Consider the following 18440-nt stretch of genomic DNA (forward strand, 5'->3'; position numbering starts at 1 on the left):
ATGGCGCCGATCAGCACTACCGTCGAAATCGATCGCACGCCGGAGGTCGTCTTCGCGTACGCCACCGACCCCACCCGCTTCAGCGAATGGCAAAGCGGTGTGGTCGGCGGGCATATGGAAGGCACAGGTCCGATCGTCGTCGGCCAGATATGCATGACTACGAGGAAGATCGGCTTCGCCGAACGCCCCATCACCTCGAAGGTCACCCACTTCGAGGCACCGCGCACCTGGGGCGTGCGCGGAGTCGATGGCCCCATCCGCGCCACCGTCGGTGTAACCGTCGAGCCACTCGCTGACCGCAATCGCGCCCGGCTGACAATCGACGTCGACTTCGAAGGGCACGGCATCGGCAAGCTGATCGTTCCACTCGCCGTCCGCAGACAAGCCCGCAACGAGATGCCGGCCAACCTGCAGACGCTCAAGCAAAATCTCGAAAATGGTACTACCGGAGTCTGATTCGCTCCGGCGTCTGCTGCACAACGACTGATCCGCCAAGACTGACGCCGCACCCGTTCTGCGGTGTGCTCGAAGCTCGAAATCGACTTCGGCACACCGCAGAACGGCGGCCATTCAGCCGCTGCCGATCGAGGTCCTGCCAGAAACCTACCGCTACATAAAGTTTCGCGTGTGCAGCGCCGAGAGGTCAGCTGCCTCGTCGGCAGGAAATCCGAGGTGGATAAGCCGTCGCTGCCGGCCGTCGTTCATCTCGGACTGCAATTTCATCACCGCGTCGTACCCCCTGGCGATGGAGCGCGGTGTCCAATCCCCTGCGGCCAGAACAACCAGCGAGTCGAACACATCCTGGTTGAGTCCGGACGTGTCGACCAGAGCCTCGTACCGACGCTCGACTGCACCTCGCAACCGCACTCGCACAGCAGGATCGAGCTCAGCTTGATACTGCAGATGTGCCACGCCGAAGGCGACATGCCTGGCTTCGTCCCGTCGCGCGAGTCTGGTCACCTGCCGGGTCACCGGATCAGGGGCGTTGTTGTCCAGGAACTCGAGCAGGTTGAGGAAACTACCCTCGCCCAGTACCGACAGCAAGAACGACGCCATCGAAAAGTCGGGTTCATCCAGCAGTGTGGCGAGGGACTGACGGCCACTCACAGACGAGGTGCCCATTTCGCCACCCTGCAGCAGAGCTCGACGAGTGAATACTTCGATGTGACGAGCCTCGTCTGCGGCCTGTACCGCTAGCAGTTGCATCACTTCCCGGAAATGCGGATGGATGCGAGCCAGCAGTTTCGACGGTACAACCAACGCGGCGAGCTCGTTCTCGACGAGATACGTCATCACCTGGTTGACCGCCTGCTCGACTTCGGGCAGGTTGGTGAACTCGGCGTCCCACTGCACCGCTGTGTTCGGATCCCATTGGGATGCAGCAGCATTCGCGTACAGGGACGGCGCGATTTCGGCCCAGACCAAATCCCGGTCCGTGATATCGAATGGCGTTTGGGGGCCGCCGGTTTCGATCAAGGCACCGCGCGCCGCCAGGCCCCAGTCGCTCGGCGGTGAGGCCACGATCTGGTCGCTGCGCGGTCCCCCAGCCCGGCGAGCGTCGGCCCACCGGTCCAGATCGGCCCGACCACGAGTGACCCACACGCGGACACCGAAATCGGTGTCCAGCGCGGGCCGGACCTGGTGCCCACGTTGCCGACACCAGGCCTCCAAGTGGACCCTGAGGGCCGGGTCAGCACCTGTGACACCCAGGTCCTGGCCCGGTACCAACTGTTTCAGTCTGCGCTCTATCAGCAGATGGGCGCCTCGTTCGAAACCGAGATCCTCCAGATCCAGAATGCCGGCCTCGCTAATGGTCACGGGCTGTAGTCCTCACCTTTGACCTGCCCCTGCTCGTCGTAGAAGGACTCTTGGTCCACCGCGGTTTCGAGCAGTGAATACCCGGTCGTGCGCCCCTCCTGCCACCTGGTCAAACCTTCGAGATCGAGCAGGGGGCGCACTTCTGGATCGGCATAGGACATCGAGAGCATCGACTTCTTGAAATCCTCGACGAGATCCTTTGGGGCGGTGTTGATTACGGACATATTGCAATGGTCGTACGCTGGCGTCTGCGCCAGTACACGCACACGCCCGCTCGGGATGGTGCCCTCGCGGCTGAACAGCAGATGATTCGAATCGATCACTGCCGCAGCGTCGACCTCACCGGCCAACAGTGCGCGAATCGCGTCCCGCTCGCCGCCGATGTGGTCCCCATGGAGCCCTACACCGACATCGAACCGACGGATCTGGACGTTCTGCCCTGGAGTGAGCCCTGCTTCGCGGAGAAACGCGCTCGGAATGAGCCGAGCTTGCGGTGAGTCGACAGCTCCCATCGCGACTGACCGGTCCTCCAAGTCCGAGATCTTTTCGTACGCGGAATCGTTGCGCACCAAAAAGACCGACGTGAGATCCCGGTCGGTGTCTCGCATGAACAACGCTTCTGCCTCATGCCCGAGAGCACGTGCGAGACGTGCCGTTCGAATCCAAGCCAGAGGTGAATTCCACGCGGCATCGATACGTCCCGCCGCGAGGTCTTCAGCTTGGCGTTCGTAGTGGGAATACAGCACAAAGTCGAATGGAAATTCGTGGGCTCTCAGCCATGCTCGCATACCAGCCCAGATCGTTACGACTTTAGGGTCGTACGCGACAGCGCCCATGAGGAATGTCATCGTGGTGTCCTCGGAATCCGTTGAGCCCTCAGAACAGTGGCAGACCGAGGCTGGCGCGACCGACGAAATCGTGCAGCGCTTCGGTGGTCGGCGCCATTACCCTGGCTGCCAGCGAATCTCGGAATCGTCGCTCCACGCCCAGCTCCTTGCGGAACGCCGAACCACCGCACAGCCGCATGACCCCGTCGGAGACCTCCGCGGCCGCCTCGGCGGCCACCGCTTTGACCTGTAGCACTCTCAGGGTGGCGTCCGCACGACCTGAACCCAACGCCGACAAGGTGTCCTGCAAGAACGCGCGAACCTCGTCTGTCCGAGTGAGCAAGTACGCGTATTGCGCTCTTTGGTTCGGCTGTTCGGCAAGCGTCTGCCCGAGATGGGCAAGGGTAGTGCGTTTGAGATGCTCTCCAGCTTCCGTGACCAGAGACTGCATCAGGCCGACGCAAAATGCGGCATTGAGGACCAGGAACTGCGGAAGCGCAGTCTGGAGGGCGATATCGAGCCCCGCGCCATCGGCACCGAGGATGGCATCCTCAGGCACCTCGACACCCTCGCCGGTGACCGGACTCGACGAATTCCCGCGCAGCCCAAAGCCATCGAACCTTTTTTGCACTGCCAAACCGGCAGATTTACTTGGCACGAACCAGAGAGTCATCGGCCCGTCGGCGGCCAGCGGACGGCTCGACCAGACGTAGCTGTCGGCCTCTCCAGCGGAGGTAATCCAGCTCTTGCTCGCGTCCAGTGTGACCGTTCCGTTGTCGCTACCGGTCGCGGAGCTGGTGGGAGCCCAGAAATGACTACGCGAGCCCGCCTCGGAGAATGCCAGCGTGGTCAGGTGCTCCCCTGCGCCAATCGCCTCTCGAATATCCTTGGGGCCGTGTGCTTCCAAGATCGCCGTTGCCGCGTAGTGCATCAACAGGACCATCGCTGTTGAACCGCAGACGCCGGCTAGCCTTTCGATCACCTCGACGGCGTCGCCGAGGGAGCCACCTTTACCGCCGACTTCGGTCGAGCTGAGTAGGCCGAGTAGTCCGGCATCTCCCAGAGCCCGTATCCCGTCTCGCGGGAAACTTCCGGTCGAGTCGACCTGCTCCGCCTGCGGTCGAATTACTTGATCTATCACCGAATTGAGTGCGTCTGATTGATTGGATTCCACGACAATGTACCCCCATATCATTCGCAACCCACGGGCACTCTTTTCCGACCGTCAAGTCGTTGACCGACGGAACTGGTGCCGGGGTTTAGTATTTAGATCCAAGCAGTACTGGATAATAAACAGACTAACCACTCTGCTTGCGGCTCGTCCAGGTTTCAAGAATCTTCGCAAGCTCGCACAACGCCAGACGACCCGAGTCAATACCACCAGATCCGTTGTCGGACAAGGACTGCTCAACCAACGGATATCGACAATCGCCAAAGGTAGTGGTGGCCAACTCAACCCGCTACAGGGCGCCTTTGGGAGTCTGCGACGGTCCGCAGCACGACACGGTCGCCGTCGGTGTCGAGCCGGACCGCCTGCCCGGGCTTGACCTTCTCACTGAGTACCAGGTCACTGAGCGGGTCCTCGATATAGGTACGGATGGCGCGGCGCACCGGGCGGGCGCCTTCGGCCTGGTCCCCGCCGAAGTCAGCGAGAACCTCCTGGGCCGACTCGGTGACCGTCAGCGTGATGTTCATTCTCGCCAATCGCTCGGCTAGGCGAACGAGCTGCAGATCTACTATGCCACAAAGGTTCTCGCGCGTGAGCTGCGGAAAGACGATGACGTCGTCGAGCCGGTTGAGGAACTCCGGGGAAAAGTGCTGCTTGATCGCCGAGGTGACCATGGCGGTCAGGTGCCGATACCCATCGTCGTCGCCGGCGAATCCGATCGGTCCCTTTGCCGCGGCACGTGTCCCGAGGTTGGTGGTCAGGATGATCACAGTGTTCGTGAAGTCCACCCGCCGCCCGGACGAGTCGTTCAGGTGTCCATCGTCCAGGACCTGCAGCAGGGTGTTGAAGATGTCGATGTGTGCCTTCTCGACCTCGTCGAACAGAACGACCGAAAATGGCTTCCGGAGCACCTTTTCAGTGAGCTGTCCGCCGTCGTCATAGCCGATGTACCCGGGTGGCGATCCGATAAGCCTTGAGATGGAATGGCTTTCGGCGAACTCCGACATGTCGAGCCGGATCAGGTGACCGTCGTCGCCGAACAGGAACTCGGCCAGCGCTTTCGCGAGTTCGGTCTTCCCGACGCCGGTCGGACCCGCGAAGATGAACGATCCGGCCGGTCGGCCCGGATCCCGAATCCCAGTGCGGCCCCGCTTGATCGACTTCGTCACCGCGTCGATGGCGTGGTCGACCCCGACCAGGCGCTCATGCAGGTAGACAGGCATTTCCGCCAGGCGGTGGGCTTCGTCAGCGCCGATGATGGCGACCGGGATGCCGGTCTGTTCCGCCAGAACAGCCGCGACGTCGCCGGATTGGACGCCAGAATCAGGTGCGGCGAGTCGCAGAGCGACATCCGCGGCAGCTTCGTCTATGAGGTCGATTGCCTTGTCGGGCAGGAACCGTGCGGGAAGGTACCGGCACGACAGTTCGATTGCGGCGTCGATGGCCGACTCCGTGATGCTGACTTGGTGGTGCGCCTCGAGTAGCGGACGCAGTCCGAGCAAGATCATGCGTGTGTGCACAGGCGTCGGTTCTTCGACGTCGATTCGCTGGAACCGTCGGCTCAACGCCGAGTCTTTCTCGATCGTCTGCCGGTACTCCGATGGTGTAGTGGCACCGATGAGCTTGATCTCGCCGCGGCTCAGGATCGGCTTCATGATGTTCGCGGCATCGATCGACCCCTCGGCAGCGCCTGCACCCACGATCGTATGCACCTCGTCGACGAACAGGATGATGTCCCCGCGCTCGCGCACCTCGGTCAAGACCTTCTTGAACCGTTCTTCGAAGTCGCCCCGATACCGTGATCCGGCAACCATCGAAGCGATATCGATGGCGTAGACCTGCTTGTCCCGCAACGACATTGGAACATCGTGGAAAGCGATCTTGCGCGCCAGACCTTCGACGATCGCCGTCTTCCCGACGCCCGCGTCGCCGATCAGCACGGGATTGTTCTTGTTCCGCCGCGACAAGATACGCGTGAGATGGTGTATTTCGCGGTCGCGGCCGATCAACGGATCCAGTGCATCCAACGCTGCATCTCGGGTCAGGTTCCGGCCGAATTGATCCAGCAATTGCGAGCCGGCTGGTCGGAAGGGTGCGGACAGTGGTGCCGCTGCAGTAGGCGTGGACAATGCTGCGATCGTGTCTTTGACGAGTTCACCAAGCGGCACACCGAGGCTCAACAGGATATCGGCACCTAGATTGGACGCGTCTTCGGCGACCAGGGCGAGCACGATGTGCGCCGGCTCAGTCATCGCATCGCCGCGCTCACGCGCGTGTGCCTCGGCAGCCTCGAGGACGTGTGCGGCGGTGGCGGTGAGGGGAATTCGGTCCAGCCGCTGCGGCGGCCCTTCGCCGAGGATGAAATGGAGCTGCTTGTGCAGCGACGTCAGGGATACGCCGTACTCGGCCAGCACCTCCGCCGCGGGATTGACCCGATGGTCCGCGACGCCGAGGAGCAGATGTTCCGTGCCGACGTGGGGGTGGTTGAAGCGCCGCGCCTGGCGTTCAGCGAGTTCCACCACTTCGACGCTGGCAGGACTGAAGGCGTTGTGCACTCGAATTCTCCCGACCTTAGAGCAAATTCGCCATTATGTATGGTGCCGCTTCGATTTGGAAGTCCATCTCGGGCGCAAACTTGTTGACCGTCCCCTCCAGGGCGATGAGACACAGTAGGGGGAAGGTCATTTCGGGGTCCGCGTAATAGCCATTACGCTGCTGGATCCGGAAGAGCCGAACCGCGAACTTAGGCACCGAGAAGTGCGCAACATCTTGTTCGGCGGATTCTTCGACGAGTTCGATGACTTCCTCGCGGAAACGTTCGGGGTTTCGCCCGCGGCCAGCGGAACTCGTTGTCGACAGCACGATGTCGGCACAACGATGACCATGCCCGTTCACCATTCCGCCGAAGAACTGAGTGAACCGGTCGCGTGCGAACTCGCTCAGGAGGTGGGCGAACCCGACATCCAGTAGCGCAACTTTCCCGTTGCTCAGCAGATAGGCGTTGCCCTGGTGCAGGTCGACATGAATGAAACCGTGCTCGAAAATCAGCCGGTACAGCCCTCGGACCAGCGTGGTAATTCCCTGTTGCCGTTGCCGCGGACCCGCCTGTGCGAAACCGTCGCGGTCAAGGTCCTCGAGGAAATCCATGGCCAGAAGATCGTCGCCGCAGAACTGTTCGATCGGCCGCGGAACGATGATGTCAGGCTCATCGACGAGCGCGCCGGCCAACATCTGCAGCATGACTCGTTCGTGGGACAAGTCGAGCTGGGCCTCGATTGCGCTGCTCAACTGGTCGACGATCGTGACGATCGGGCTCGACCAAAACGGCGGAAGCCAGCTGACGCCTCGCGCGAACCGGCGCAGTATGGCAGTGTCGGCGCGGACCGTCCGAACAGCACTGGGCCGTCGGATCTTCAATGCGATCGCCGCCCCCTCTGCCGGCTGGCATCGGTACACGCACGCGATCGAACCGCTGGCTACCGGCCCCGCTTCGACTGCGGCGCGAGCTTCGGCCGGCAGCTGCGCAGGCGCATGTTCCAGCACCGTCAACGCTTCTGCGACTGGCATCGGGGCGACGCTGTCTTGTAGCCGGGCCAGCTGGTCGGAAATGCGCATCCCAACGATGTCCGGCCGGGTTGCCAACAGCTGCCCGAACTTGATGTAGGCGCCACCGAGTCGCTCGATGCCGTCGACCAGCGCGCCGGCCACAATGTCTGGGTAGTCAGCTCTGTGTGCGACGCGGGCACGCACCGCAATCCCTGTGAGCCGCAGCAGCATCAGCGCGACGACACCGATACGTGCCAGAAGTACTCGTCTGCGAAGTCGGGTCGACGTCATCATGTTCTCGCAAGCTGGTCGAGGGCGCATTGCAGGAGCCTCTCGGACGACTCGGTTCCGGGATTGGTATCGAGCGCGACTATCGGAGTAATTCGCTCGAAAACCGTGGCCTTCGGGCTGTCAGCGCGGGTTACCTGGACACGGAGCGGGATGTGGTGGTCGTCGGCGGTGCCGATCTCGATGACGTGCCAGGCACGTTCGAACTTGCCGGAGCGTTCGACGATCCGGGCGACCGGGGTCGTAGACATGTCCGTGTACTGCTCGGTGACGGTCAAGCCATCTGTGCGATACACCGCGGTGGTGTCGACCGACTGATTCGTGGTCGTTGATGTGTAAGGCGACCTGGCGGCGGTCACGATCGGCTCCGGGAGCACACTCGGACTGAGCGAACGCATCAGATCGAGATAGCTGATATCCGTCAGAGGCAAAGTATCGAACACTTGCGGGCGGCCGATCTCACGGGGAGCGCGCATAGTAGGGATGTAGGTTCGCACTCTGTAGAAGCCATCGAAATGCTCCCAAATCGCGATCTCGGTGCCACAGAGTGTCGACGGCACATCGATGTGAACGATCGTGAGCGAGCTTTCCGGCTTTCGCGCTCGTGCGAAGCTGTATTGCATCTCTCGGTGCCCTACGTTGGCCGTCACCGCGAAGGTGTAGGCCGCGAGCGGGCCGGCATCAAGATTGGCGCCGACCCGCTCACGACTATTCATCAGAGAACTCTCCTACTCGATCAGGCGGAAACGATCGTCGCGAATTCGACGGGGCTCACCGCGTTCGCGATCGGATAGTGGTGCAGCAGAGCACCGATCTCGAGGTCGGCCGCGAGCAGGGTGCCGACCCTGCGGTCGCCGTCGAACAGCGCGTAGGCCTTCGAGGTCCGGGACACATCGCCGATTGGCGGCACCATGTTGACCCGAGACTCCACGTCGACCCTGATGTCACCGGTGTTGATGGTGGCACCGAGTGCTTCGAGCTCGAACTGCGGGTACAGCGCGGTAACGCAGTTCTTCATCGGGGTCACCTCTGGATCGACCGGCCCTGGTACCAGGTTCGGCGAAACAGTGGCGCCCTCGCTCTTCGACGGCGTGTTGGTGACCCGAACTTGCCCGAACACATCACTGTGTCCGATCACCTGCAGTGACAAGAACTGCGCGCCGATTGTGGCGGTGCGCCAGGTCAATTCGGCCGAGCCCTCGACGCCGATCCGCGGCTCGTGCCGGCGGTAGACGCCGATACCGTGGAGATCGACCAGGTCCTCGCCGAGCCCGTCGATGTTGACGTGGATCCGTTCACGCACAGTGAAGGCCTCGAGCGCGGCCGGGCCGAGCGTGTACGGCCGGATCGTGTAGAGATTGCCCTGCCCGCCCCAGGCGAGATTGTGGCCCTTCACGACCTCTGCGTTGTGCAACGCCGAACCATCGGCGCCGGCCACGACTGCGGCCTCACGTAGTTCGTTCATGATACTTCGCGACATGGAAATACTCCGTTTGGTTTCGCGATCGGATGTGAACTGTTTTGTTTTGTCCTGAGTGGCAGCGTCAATTCCCTTGCGCGGCCAGCGATTCCAACAAACTGTCGAGAGCGTCGATGACATAGGCGAAGTCGATGATTCGCTCCGGCAAGCGGGTGCTGCCTGCGGTATTTTCGCCCAGTTCTACGGAGAGCACATCGACCAAACGCTCGAGGTTGTTGTGTGTGATCGTGACCGGGAAGTAGCGCAGCTGTTCCGCATATGCCGGGTCGGCGGTCGGCGGCCCCGGCTCGATTCCCTGGTCAGGCCCGTACGCCTCTCGCCACGCGTCCTGCACCGCTATCTCGTACTGCAGAAACGGGCCACGGAAATAGGGCAGCCATTTCTCGCGGAGCGCTCGCGCCGAGGTGTTGCCGCGAACGAAATCGGCCGCAGCCGGCACGACCGTGGCCCGATAGTCGGCAAGCAGGGCAGTAGTATCCAAGCTCGGAATGGCGATTACGTCGGTCATAGCAATCCCGTTCATCAGGTTTAGTCGAGTTCGGGGTGACCCGGTAGCTGATTGCTGACTACTCCACTACACCACTATCGTTTTCCTCAGTCAATATTTCACGCGCCTTCGCGAAACTTGAGCGCACTTAGGCGACCGTAGCCTGAATCCACCAGGGGCGCGGTAATATTCGGGCCTGTCGCGCACACTCGAAAACGAGCGTGTGGATCCTGCCTTCGACCGCGTCGGTCGATAGAGCAACCATTTCTGAACTCAGGAAAGGTGATCGCATTGTCGCGCAAGCGAGGCGGACAGCCCGATGACTTCTCCCCAGCCGTCGGTGGCCTGCTCATAGGCGATTTTTCGGGCGGTCCGACCGCCGAGGAGTTCAAGTCCGCCCTAGGCCAGTTCCTCACCGGATTGACGGTTGTGGCCACGCACGATCGCGGCGGACCGATCGGTATGACCTGTCAGGCGTTCACCGCAGTCTCCCTGTCGCCACCGCTGGTACTGTTCTGCGCTCGAACACAGTCCGAAACGGCTCGCGCTATTGCCGAGACGGGCACTTTTTCAGTGAGCATGCTTGGCAAGCACCAGCGAACGATCGCTGAACGCTTCGGGTCGCCGGCTTCGCACGGTGATCGCTTCAACGGTGTTGATTGGACACCTGGCGCGATGACCGGTTGCCCTCTGCTCAAAGGCGCGATAGCGCATCTCGAATGCAACTTGCGCGCATCGCATCCGGCCGGTGACCATCGGATTCACATCGGCCAGGTCGTGGCAGCCAGTGCCTACGCGGATAACCCACTGACCTACTTTCAAGGTCGCTACAAATGAATCCCCGCGTGAAAGGTTCGAAAGGATGACGAACAGTTTTTTCACTGGCGTCGAAGGGCGGCTGGTCGCAGAGAGATACGATTTCACCCGCGCGACGACCGTCGTCGACGTGGGTGGGGGAAATGGTCACCTACTCACTGCGATCGTCCAGGGTTATCCGCTTGTCGAAGGCATTCTGTTCGACCGGCCGGAGGTTACCCGAGAAGCACGAGAGCAGTTTGCCTCCGGCGGATTGAGCGAGCGGTGCCGAGCAGTCGTCGGTGACATATTTTCGTCGATACCGCGTGGTGCTGACCACTACATCTTGAACTCGGTTCTGCGTAACTGCGACAACCGCTGTGTCGCACGATTGTTCAACGCCTGCGGGACCGCCATGGACGAGGCCAGTACCCTCCTGATGATTACCTACGAGGCCCGACTCGGCGGCAACCGCCTCCGCTCAACGGATCGGCGCGAACAAGCGCTCATAGAACTCGGCGGAGCCGAACGTTCGGAACCAGAGCTCCGCACGCTGCTCCGCCCGGCCGACCTGCGATTGGACGCGAACATCGACACCCACAGTGCAATACGTATCCTGGTGTGCCGCAAGGCAAACAGCCAACCGCTCAGTCTCTGATCCCGTTCAGCGCGACATCTTCGATGCTCGACGCGAGTTGGTTTGATCGGTACGGTGCGAGCGCGTGGCGTAATGACTCAGGAACGCGGGTCGGCTCCACCCTGTCTCCGACGCTGCGCATACACGCCACTCGCTGTCGGCCACGCGCGACGACCCGCTCGGAGCCATCGTCGTCGACCTTCACATAGGTGAACTCGAACTCGATCTGGGTCTGGGTCAAGTCGATCAAGGTCATGCGCACAGCCACGCAGTCGAACGCCGTGAGCTCGGCAAAGTACTCGCAATCGCACTTGATCGTGAACAGTTTGAGGTCGACGGCGATCTCGTGCACGATGTCCGGCGCCTTCTCCTTCAGAAACATCTCGCGGCACCTGCCTTGCCAGCGAAAGTAGTTCGCGAAGTACACGTTTCCGACAAGGTTGGTGTCCTCGAAACCGACGACGTGGGAGATCTCGTATCGGAGCATCCTTTTCACCCCTTCTGGGCGACGGCGACGACAACCGTCACCGGCGCCGGCATGGCCAGCGTGATGACGACCGACCAGACGAGATCACGGCCATGCCGCATCGCGAGCCAACCCGGTGGGGTGTCTCGGCTCTCGAACGTCAGGCGTGGCCGATTGACCGTCACACCCAGCTTGGACACCGCTTCGCGGGCGCTCCACACTCGTGTCGCCGCGGTGGCGAATGCTTCGTTGCCCACGTCGCCGCACATCTGGGCGAGCGCGACGCCCGACATTCCGAGCAGATCGTGCCACTGTTCCGCAGTCCGTTCGTCGACCGGCTCCAGGTCGCAGCCGATAGGTCGCTCGGCAATGACAGCAAGTGTCAGGCCGGTTCCGTGCGAGACACTGATGTTTTTACCCGGCATTTCGGGCCGGCCATCGGCGCGGTGGTGCAGGTTCACCAGCCCACCCGATGCCGCTGCCAGCGCACGTTCACTCGCCGCACGCCGACTGGGGATCCGGCGCGAGCCCACACCCATCGCTGTCCGCGCCGACGCCCGATCATGGTCTACGTCTCGAACAAGGGCCATCTGCAAGGGCTCTGACAGCAGACTGTTCAAGCGGCGAGTCAGGATCGGCGCCACGAGTTCCGGAGTCCAGCCGTCGGCGGGTTCGATCGCGGCGACCGCAGTCAGCTCCAGTTGTTCCCATACCGCCACCAGGTTCTGTTCCTGATCGCGGACGACGACGTCGTACACGTACCTGCCGGCATTGCTCGACCGCTCGACGGCGACAAGCCTGAGCTTCCCAATCTCGTTGTCCCCGCGGAATTCCCGCACGGACCCGATCCGGGTCGGAAGCAGCGTTGCGTCGGGAACACATACCTGGATCGCATGCATGAACCCATCCCTGGCGGCGGGATCACCCAGCACCAAGCGACCTGGCTGGGTTTCCACGAACCAAGGCATTTCGTCGGCCTCTATATCAGCGACACATCGCTGCGCCGCGATATACCGGTAGTCACGGACACTGCGGAATCGGGGACCGTGGAACATGATCCGGTCATAGAATTCGGCTTCGACGTCCATGGTGATCAGTGGACAACTGTCATCGACCAAGTCGGCCGGTTCAACGGATACCCCCGCATCCTCGTCCGTTCCGGCGTTTCCATTCCGACACATCGCCCGGAAGTGGTCAGTCTGGAACGCCGTCGTGGCCGAGCGTATCGCGATCCGTACTTCGCCGCCACGCCGCAGCGCGACGGTCCGAATGGTCGTCGCGCCTTCGCCGGAAACCACGATCGGACGCAGGAACTCGACGTCACGCAGCTCGATCGGCTCCGAGTCGCCCAGCAGCGCGACTGCGGCCTGGGCCATCGCTTCCATCCCCATGACAGCGGGAAAAAGCATGTCGCCGGACAACTGATGGTCGGCGAGATAAGGGTCGCTGCTGACCGAGAGGTCGGCTTCCGCGACGAGTTCGATCCCCGGGAAATGAAGCCTGGGCCGCTCGAGGAAGCGCAGCAGCGGCAACTCGACATCCTCGAATGCGATCGTCGGCAGCTCGCCGGTTCTGCCGAGCACCACGACAGCGGAAGGACAGGACGGCGTTCGAAGCAGGTCGAGCATGATCTCGACGCCGACATCGGTCGGGATTGCCTCAATGCCTTCGCGGGTAAGGGCATTCAGCACGCCCAGCCGCTCTCCCATGCCGGCTCCGGCCCAGATCGACCATTCGATTGTCAGGCAACGACAGTTCGGCAGCCGTTTATCGAGAACATCGATGGAGTTGCGCAGCCAATCGTTCGCAACAGCGTAGTGAGCTTCCCCGCGGAGTCCGGCTCGGCCGATGATGCTTCCGAAGCCCACGATCAGACGCAGCTGCGAAGCGTCGACTGCCTCGATGACGTGCGTAAGGCCGTCGACCTTTGCGGCGACGGTAGCGCCGAATTCCTCGGGAGTGAGAGCTGAGATCAGGGCTGGTGCATTCACCCCTGCGCCGTGCAGGATCCCAGTGACCGGGCCGAGATCACCCGCAATGTCGGCGATCGCAGCCGCGACCGCTGTTCGGTCGGTGACGTCGGCACGGTAGTAGTTCGTGGTGATGCCCGCGTCGCGCATCCGCGCCAGGTTAGCGGCGACCTCGGCGTCATCGATGTCGCGTCGACCGATAAGGGCCAGCGCGCAACTGCTTCGGCCGGCCAGCGCGAGTGCGCACTCAACTGTGATCCCGTGGCCACCACCGGTAACGAGGACGACGTCGCCGCCGCCGACCGGGAGCGGCTCCTCGCCGGTCTCGAGTTCGCGTAGTACCGGCTCGGCGCGGTTGCCGAGGCCGTCATATTCGACCTCGACGAACGTCGTGGTCGACAACACCTCCGCCAGCACAAGTTCCGCGGCAGTGTCCGCCGGCAGCGGAGTGGAGAAATGAACGACTGTCGTTCTGACCGTTGAGTTTTCCAAGTGAACTGTCTTGGCAAGAGCGCTGGCTCCGCGGCCTGTGTCGATAACCACCAACCGCTTTCCCCGCTGGATCGCTGTTTGCCCGGCGATCAGCATCCGCTTCGATTCGACTTGCATGTTGTCGTCGGAGCTTCCGCACACTAGGAGCACTCCGTCGCCGATGGGCGCGGCTTCCAGCTGTCCGAGCAGTACAGCAGCGAGCGGATCGTCTTGCGCCGCATGCACTTCCCACCTGCCAGGTCCTTCGCCGGTCGGCGGTGTCCGCCGCCGTGGACGCGCAATGTGCTCGACAACGAAGCTTCGAGTCCAGGCGTCGATACCAGCGAGATCATCGCGAGGATGGACATCACCGATGCGCGCGGCTTCCTCAATCGCCTCGGCGAGATGTCCGACGGTCGCGGTCGCGACGTTCGTGGTGGGCTCTGGCGTTCGAAGACCCAGCATTCGGACTGCGTCACCGACCACCTGCGTGATCGTGATACTGCTCAAGTGCAGGTCGTCCAACGGGTGTGTATCAGGTGTTATATCGGTGACGGGAAGTTCGGTGCGTTCAGCGAGCAGAGTCCGTAGTGCGTACAACGCGGACTTGGTAGCCCGAGGTTCTTGATCGTTGGTGACAGCGGTTGGGGCAGTGTCGGCCACCGCCGGATCGACGAGGTACGCCGCCTCTGGTGCTAGCTCACAAGGGCTTTCGATGAAGCTGAACTGCTTATTCGAAGGCATTGCCCGGCAGAAGCGCTCTGCGGCGAGACGGCCGAGATCAGGATTCGCCCCAATCACGTAGCAGGCGGCCAGCGTCTGCAGGATGCCGACCAACGAGTCGGAGTCGGTGTCCATCGCCACCACTGGCACACTGGGTGCGACGTCGGTCGCCAGCCCGGACAATAGGCGACCGGGCCCCACCTCGATCAGCAGATCGCAACTCGCGGCAAGCTTTGTCAACGCCGATGCGAATCGGACCGGCGCCAGAATCTGGCGCTCCAGCAACTCGATGACGTTCGAGCTCGCACTGAGCGCTGCCCCCGTTACGGTCGAGTACACGCCCCCACGCTCGATATCTCGAATCTCCGCCTTGTCGAGATACGCCCGGAACTTCTCCGCTGCCGCACCGACCAGAGGCGAATGGAAAGCATGCGAGACCGCGATCTCCTGGCAGTGCAGCCCCGCGGCGCGCGCTCGGTCCACCACCGCATTGACGTCGGACGCCGTACCGGAGATAACCGTCTGGCGGGGACCGTTGTATCCCGCGATCACGACGGATCCACCGTTCAACAGTGCTGCCACGGTGCTCGACGCGGCGGAAATCGACGCCATAGTACCGGGTTTGGCTGCCGCAGCAGATTGCATCGCCGCACCGCGAACCGCCGCCGCGGTCACGACTTGTGTTTCGTTGAATACGCCGGCCCAGTGCAAGGCGGTGAGCTCACCAAGGCTGTGCCCGACACAGCCGACCACCACGACCCCTGCCTGACGCAGTAGCCGCAGCCCTGCCAATGACGCGGTGACGATGCGTGGTTGAGCGTCCTTCGTGGTTGTCCCTGCCGGGTGTTGCCCGGTTGCTCGGTACAGGTCTGCGACCACCTCGAACCGCTGCGCGGCAGTGCCACCGTCGCCCAGACTGGCGACTCCTTGTCCTGGGAACAACAGGCCGATCCGAGGCGCGGTCCTTGGCGGAGCGGCAAGGAATTGTCCCCGCTCCGGCATGAATACCGTTGTCTGTCCGGCACCGAGCGCGGTAGCCAGCTCGCTGATGCGGGCTGCCGCCTGCGCCTGGTCCGATGCGACGACCGCGGCCTTGTACGGTTCGTGAGCGTCGCTGCGCGCGAGTGCGATCGAGAGGTCCCCGAGTTCAGCGAACGAGCATTGCGCTGCTAACGCGCTCATCTCGCGTAGTCGAGTTTCGAGCCGTTGCGGCGTCGCTTCGGACAGTACGAAGAGTTCACAGTCCTGCTTGCTATGGGCAAGTCGCCGGCCGAGTTCCGCGTCGATCGGTACGGGTGGCTGACTGCTTTCGACGACAACGTGAGCGTTGATGCCGCCGAAACCGAGCGCGGACATACCGGCTCGGCGTGGCGAGACCGCGCCACTTCTCGGCCCAGCTGGTTCGTCGGCGGGAGGCCGAGAGTCCCCGCGCGGCCAGGCCAGTGCCGCGCGCGGCAGCTCTAGCAACGAGTCTGTGGTCAGCAGCGGATGTGGCCGTTGGTTTCCGGTGATCGGCGGAATGGTTGCGTGGTGCACGGCAAGGACCGTCTTGATCAAAGCCGCGATGCCTGCCGCCGCCTTGGTGTGCCCGACGTTCCCTTTCACCGCACCGATGCCGACGCGCTGACGTCGGCTGTCCCGGCCGGACACGGCGCGACCGAAGACCTCGAGTTCAGCACGATCGCCGACCATCGTGCCGGTGCCGTGGCCCTCGAGGTAATCGACGGTGTTGGCCGCGAATCCGGCCATGCGATAGGCACGTTCGACCGCAAGGAGGTGACCGTTCATGTCTGGTCGAGTAATGCCTCCTCGACCGTCGGACGAGACTCCCCATCCCGCGATGGTTGCGTAGCTCCGCAATCCGCGCGCGAGCGCGTCGTCCTCGCGGAGCAGCACGATCATGCCGCAGCCTTCACCAGGCCAGAAACCATTGGAGGCCTCGTCGTACACCCGCATTGCCGACGTTGCGAGCGCTCCGGTCTTCGCGAATCCGACCAATTCGAACGGATCGATCGAGATGTCAACGCCGCCAACGACTACCGCGTCGAGTTGTCCGGCGGCCAGCGCGTTACCCGCGGTGGTAACCGACAGCAACGACGATGAGCACGCGCCGTCCACGGTATAGCCGCCGCCACCGAGGTCGAAGTGGTTACAGATCCGTCCGGCGATGGTGTTTGCGAGACCGCCTGCGAGGCTGTCTTCGGAGATCGGCGCGAAACTCGCTTTGAAATCGGCCTCGTAGGCGAGCAGGAATTCACCGATGTCCGCGGCGTCCCAGCCCCGGCGCGTCAACGAGTTCGCCAGTGTGCGCCGCACGTACGGCCACCGCAACCGCGTCGCGTTAGCCCTGGACATGTCGCCGGTCAGCGTATTGCCGATGACGACACCGGTACGAGCTCGATCCAGGCCTTCGCCGGCCGGAAATCCAGCGTCATCCAGCGCGCCCGCCGCGGTGTCCAGCGCAAGCCAATGTGAGATATCGGTCGACTTGAATGCCGTGCCGGAAACCCGATATTTACGGCGGTCGAACACCCAACCTTCGAGCACGGCGGCGTGCGTCGCGTAGTGGCGATCGGGAGCGGCGGCGTCGGTCGAGTAGTAGTCCGCGCGGTTGAGCCGGGTATCAGGAATCGGCCGAAACGCGCGCCGTCCGGAGAGCACGTTCTCCCACAGTTCTGCGGGCGAGGCCGCGTCCGGATACCGGCACGCCATTCCGACAATCGCCAATCTGGGCATGGCTCAGGCTCGCTGAATACTCGGGGCCGGGGACGACAGTGTCGGACCGGAGTCGTCTACTTCGGGTCCGGCAGCTCGGCGGCGCCGAGCGGCGCGCACCCAGTGGGCGATCCAGGCGTAGCTTCCCCGGATCGCACACACGATCGTGACGGCGAAGAACAGCGTGTAGACGACATCGACGGCCATCAGAAGTCCGTACACAGTCGCCGCAGAGGCACCGAACATGAACTGCGCCCGGGCGGGGAACGGTGTGGTTCCAGGGTCGGTGATCATGTAGTTGGTGAACAGGATGAACGCCGTGCCGGTCATCGTGCCGAGTGCCGCGACAAGCGCGGCATCGAACAGTTCATGGCGAACGATCGCCTGGATCACGAACGCACCGAGCCAGCCGACGACCAGCGGCACCCGGCGGACCAGCGTTGCGTTGATTACGGTGCCCGCGACCAGGAGGACGAGCGGGACCGCTATCCGGAACATCGAATTGAGGTTCTCGCCGAATTCGTAGGGTGGGGCGATGCTCACCCATGCGCTGAAGCACAGCAGCGTCACCGTGATCCCGAAATTGGAGGGATTCATGAAGTGTCGCATCCGACCCGCGAACGGCGCCTGGAGTACGTGCTTGCTGGTGACTGCCGCTGCGACAGCGAACAGGATCGGCCAGAACTGATTGTTGGCGTAGAGCAGCATGTTCACCGCGATGGCGGTGATATGGGCCGGCAACAGGAACTCGTAGACCCCGCGGAACCCTCTGCCCAGAAACCGCGGCTTGGTGCCGTGGGCCCACGCGGTAATCGTCTCGAAAACGAAGTCGATCGTATAAGCGGCGAGCACCGCCAGAATTGGCCACAGCGGCGGTTGTTCGAAGCCGAGGATGGTGTACCCGATGATGTTGAGGACGGTGAGCGAGATCGCGAAGTTCCGCAATGCGAGGTATCGAAAGTCCTTGGCCGGCGGTTGATCAGCGTTCTGCCGAATGCTCGGGCCGGCGCCGTTTGTTGTGGAAGGTCCAACTGCGGGCGCGGGTGCCT

At 62.7% G+C, this 18440-nt stretch carries 14 protein-coding genes and 1 pseudogene; 3 read left to right on the forward strand and 12 right to left on the reverse strand.

Translation table 11 applies throughout. The features are described 5' to 3' along the window. Complete coding sequence (locus ACFWF1_RS25475; protein WP_379289953.1) at positions 1–456, forward strand: SRPBCC family protein; 456 nt, start codon at positions 1–3, stop codon at positions 454–456. Positions 457–609: 153 nt separating this feature from the next. Here the strand turns inward: ACFWF1_RS25475 and ACFWF1_RS25480 are convergent, their stop codons facing one another. The 8 genes from ACFWF1_RS25480 to ACFWF1_RS25515 form a co-directional block, all read right to left on the reverse strand. Next, the gene (locus ACFWF1_RS25480; protein ID WP_379289955.1) at positions 610–1818 is read right to left on the reverse strand and encodes a ferritin-like domain-containing protein; all 1209 of its coding nucleotides are present in this window, start codon (positions 1816–1818) and stop codon (positions 610–612) included. Beyond that, the gene (locus ACFWF1_RS25485) at positions 1815–2666 is read right to left on the reverse strand and encodes a phosphate/phosphite/phosphonate ABC transporter substrate-binding protein (protein ID WP_379289957.1); all 852 of its coding nucleotides are present in this window, start codon (positions 2664–2666) and stop codon (positions 1815–1817) included. Before ACFWF1_RS25485 ends, ACFWF1_RS25480 begins: the two co-directional genes overlap by 4 nt. Before the next feature lie 28 nt (positions 2667–2694). Beyond that, positions 2695–3819 carry an acyl-CoA dehydrogenase family protein gene (locus ACFWF1_RS25490; RefSeq protein WP_379289959.1) on the reverse strand — a complete coding sequence of 375 codons (1125 nt, stop codon included), beginning with the start codon at positions 3817–3819 and terminating at the stop codon, positions 2695–2697. A 278-nt stretch (positions 3820–4097) separates the two neighbouring features. Then, entirely contained in the window at positions 4098–6332 is a 2235-nt protein-coding gene (locus ACFWF1_RS25495) for an ATP-dependent Clp protease ATP-binding subunit (RefSeq protein WP_379289961.1), read from the reverse strand. 52 nt (positions 6333–6384) lie between these two features. After that, positions 6385–7653, reverse strand: a complete 1269-nt coding sequence (locus tag ACFWF1_RS25500) for an ABC1 kinase family protein (RefSeq protein WP_379289963.1) — start codon at positions 7651–7653, stop codon at positions 6385–6387. Beyond that, the gene (locus ACFWF1_RS25505; RefSeq protein ID WP_379289965.1) at positions 7650–8363 is read right to left on the reverse strand and encodes a hypothetical protein; all 714 of its coding nucleotides are present in this window, start codon (positions 8361–8363) and stop codon (positions 7650–7652) included. The genes ACFWF1_RS25500 and ACFWF1_RS25505 overlap by 4 nt, the downstream gene beginning before the upstream one ends. Before the next feature lie 20 nt (positions 8364–8383). After that, entirely contained in the window at positions 8384–9127 is a 744-nt protein-coding gene (locus tag ACFWF1_RS25510) for a DUF6073 family protein (RefSeq protein WP_379289966.1), read from the reverse strand. A gap of 64 nt (positions 9128–9191) precedes the next feature. Further along, positions 9192–9650, reverse strand: coding sequence for a hypothetical protein (locus ACFWF1_RS25515; protein ID WP_379289968.1), 459 nt, complete (start codon positions 9648–9650; stop codon positions 9192–9194). Between the two features lie 255 nt (positions 9651–9905). Between ACFWF1_RS25515 and ACFWF1_RS25520 the strand changes: the two genes are divergently transcribed. Further along, positions 9906–10451 (forward strand): flavin reductase family protein, encoded by a 546-nt coding sequence (locus ACFWF1_RS25520; RefSeq protein WP_379322219.1) that lies wholly within the window; start codon positions 9906–9908, stop codon positions 10449–10451. Between the two features lie 25 nt (positions 10452–10476). Next, on the forward strand, positions 10477–11067 hold the full coding sequence (locus ACFWF1_RS25525; protein WP_379289971.1) for a methyltransferase: 591 nt from the start codon (positions 10477–10479) through the stop codon (positions 11065–11067). Here the strand turns inward: ACFWF1_RS25525 and ACFWF1_RS25530 are convergent. From ACFWF1_RS25530 to ACFWF1_RS25545, 4 genes and pseudogenes are all read right to left on the reverse strand, one after another. Beyond that, entirely contained in the window at positions 11057–11533 is a 477-nt protein-coding gene (locus ACFWF1_RS25530) for an acyl-CoA thioesterase (RefSeq protein ID WP_379289972.1), read from the reverse strand. The genes ACFWF1_RS25525 and ACFWF1_RS25530 overlap by 11 nt on opposite strands. A 5-nt stretch (positions 11534–11538) precedes the next feature. Next, positions 11539–16032 carry an SDR family NAD(P)-dependent oxidoreductase gene (locus tag ACFWF1_RS25535; protein ID WP_379290030.1) on the reverse strand — a complete coding sequence of 1498 codons (4494 nt, stop codon included), beginning with the start codon at positions 16030–16032 and terminating at the stop codon, positions 11539–11541. A gap of 210 nt (positions 16033–16242) precedes the next feature. Then, positions 16243–17412: pseudogene (locus tag ACFWF1_RS25540) on the reverse strand (polyketide synthase); the annotation flags it as partial. Between the two features lie 3 nt (positions 17413–17415). Further along, the gene (locus ACFWF1_RS25545) at positions 17416–18336 is read right to left on the reverse strand and encodes an enediyne biosynthesis protein (protein ID WP_379289974.1); all 921 of its coding nucleotides are present in this window, start codon (positions 18334–18336) and stop codon (positions 17416–17418) included. Positions 18337–18440: the final 104 nt, after the last annotated feature.

The organism is Nocardia sp. NPDC060255, assembly GCF_042727395.1.
In the GTDB taxonomy this organism is placed as follows: Bacteria; Actinomycetota; Actinomycetes; order Mycobacteriales; family Mycobacteriaceae; genus Nocardia.

Excerpts from the sequence above, each read along its gene's own strand:
- ACFWF1_RS25475 (WP_379289953.1), top strand. The coding sequence starts at position 1 with ATGGCGCCGATCAGCACTACCGTCGAAATCGATCGCACGCCGGAGGTC.
- ACFWF1_RS25485 (WP_379289957.1), bottom strand. The coding sequence starts at position 2,666 with ATGACATTCCTCATGGGCGCTGTCGCGTACGACCCTAAAGTCGTAACG.
- ACFWF1_RS25500 (WP_379289963.1), bottom strand. The coding sequence starts at position 7,653 with ATGATGACGTCGACCCGACTTCGCAGACGAGTACTTCTGGCACGTATC.
- ACFWF1_RS25505 (WP_379289965.1), bottom strand. The coding sequence starts at position 8,363 with ATGAATAGTCGTGAGCGGGTCGGCGCCAATCTTGATGCCGGCCCGCTC.
- ACFWF1_RS25510 (WP_379289966.1), bottom strand. The coding sequence starts at position 9,127 with ATGTCGCGAAGTATCATGAACGAACTACGTGAGGCCGCAGTCGTGGCC.
- ACFWF1_RS25515 (WP_379289968.1), bottom strand. The coding sequence starts at position 9,650 with ATGAACGGGATTGCTATGACCGACGTAATCGCCATTCCGAGCTTGGAT.
- ACFWF1_RS25525 (WP_379289971.1), top strand. The coding sequence starts at position 10,477 with ATGACGAACAGTTTTTTCACTGGCGTCGAAGGGCGGCTGGTCGCAGAG.
- ACFWF1_RS25530 (WP_379289972.1), bottom strand. The coding sequence starts at position 11,533 with ATGCTCCGATACGAGATCTCCCACGTCGTCGGTTTCGAGGACACCAAC.
- ACFWF1_RS25535 (WP_379290030.1), bottom strand. The coding sequence starts at position 16,032 with ATGTCCGCGCTCGGTTTCGGCGGCATCAACGCTCACGTTGTCGTCGAA.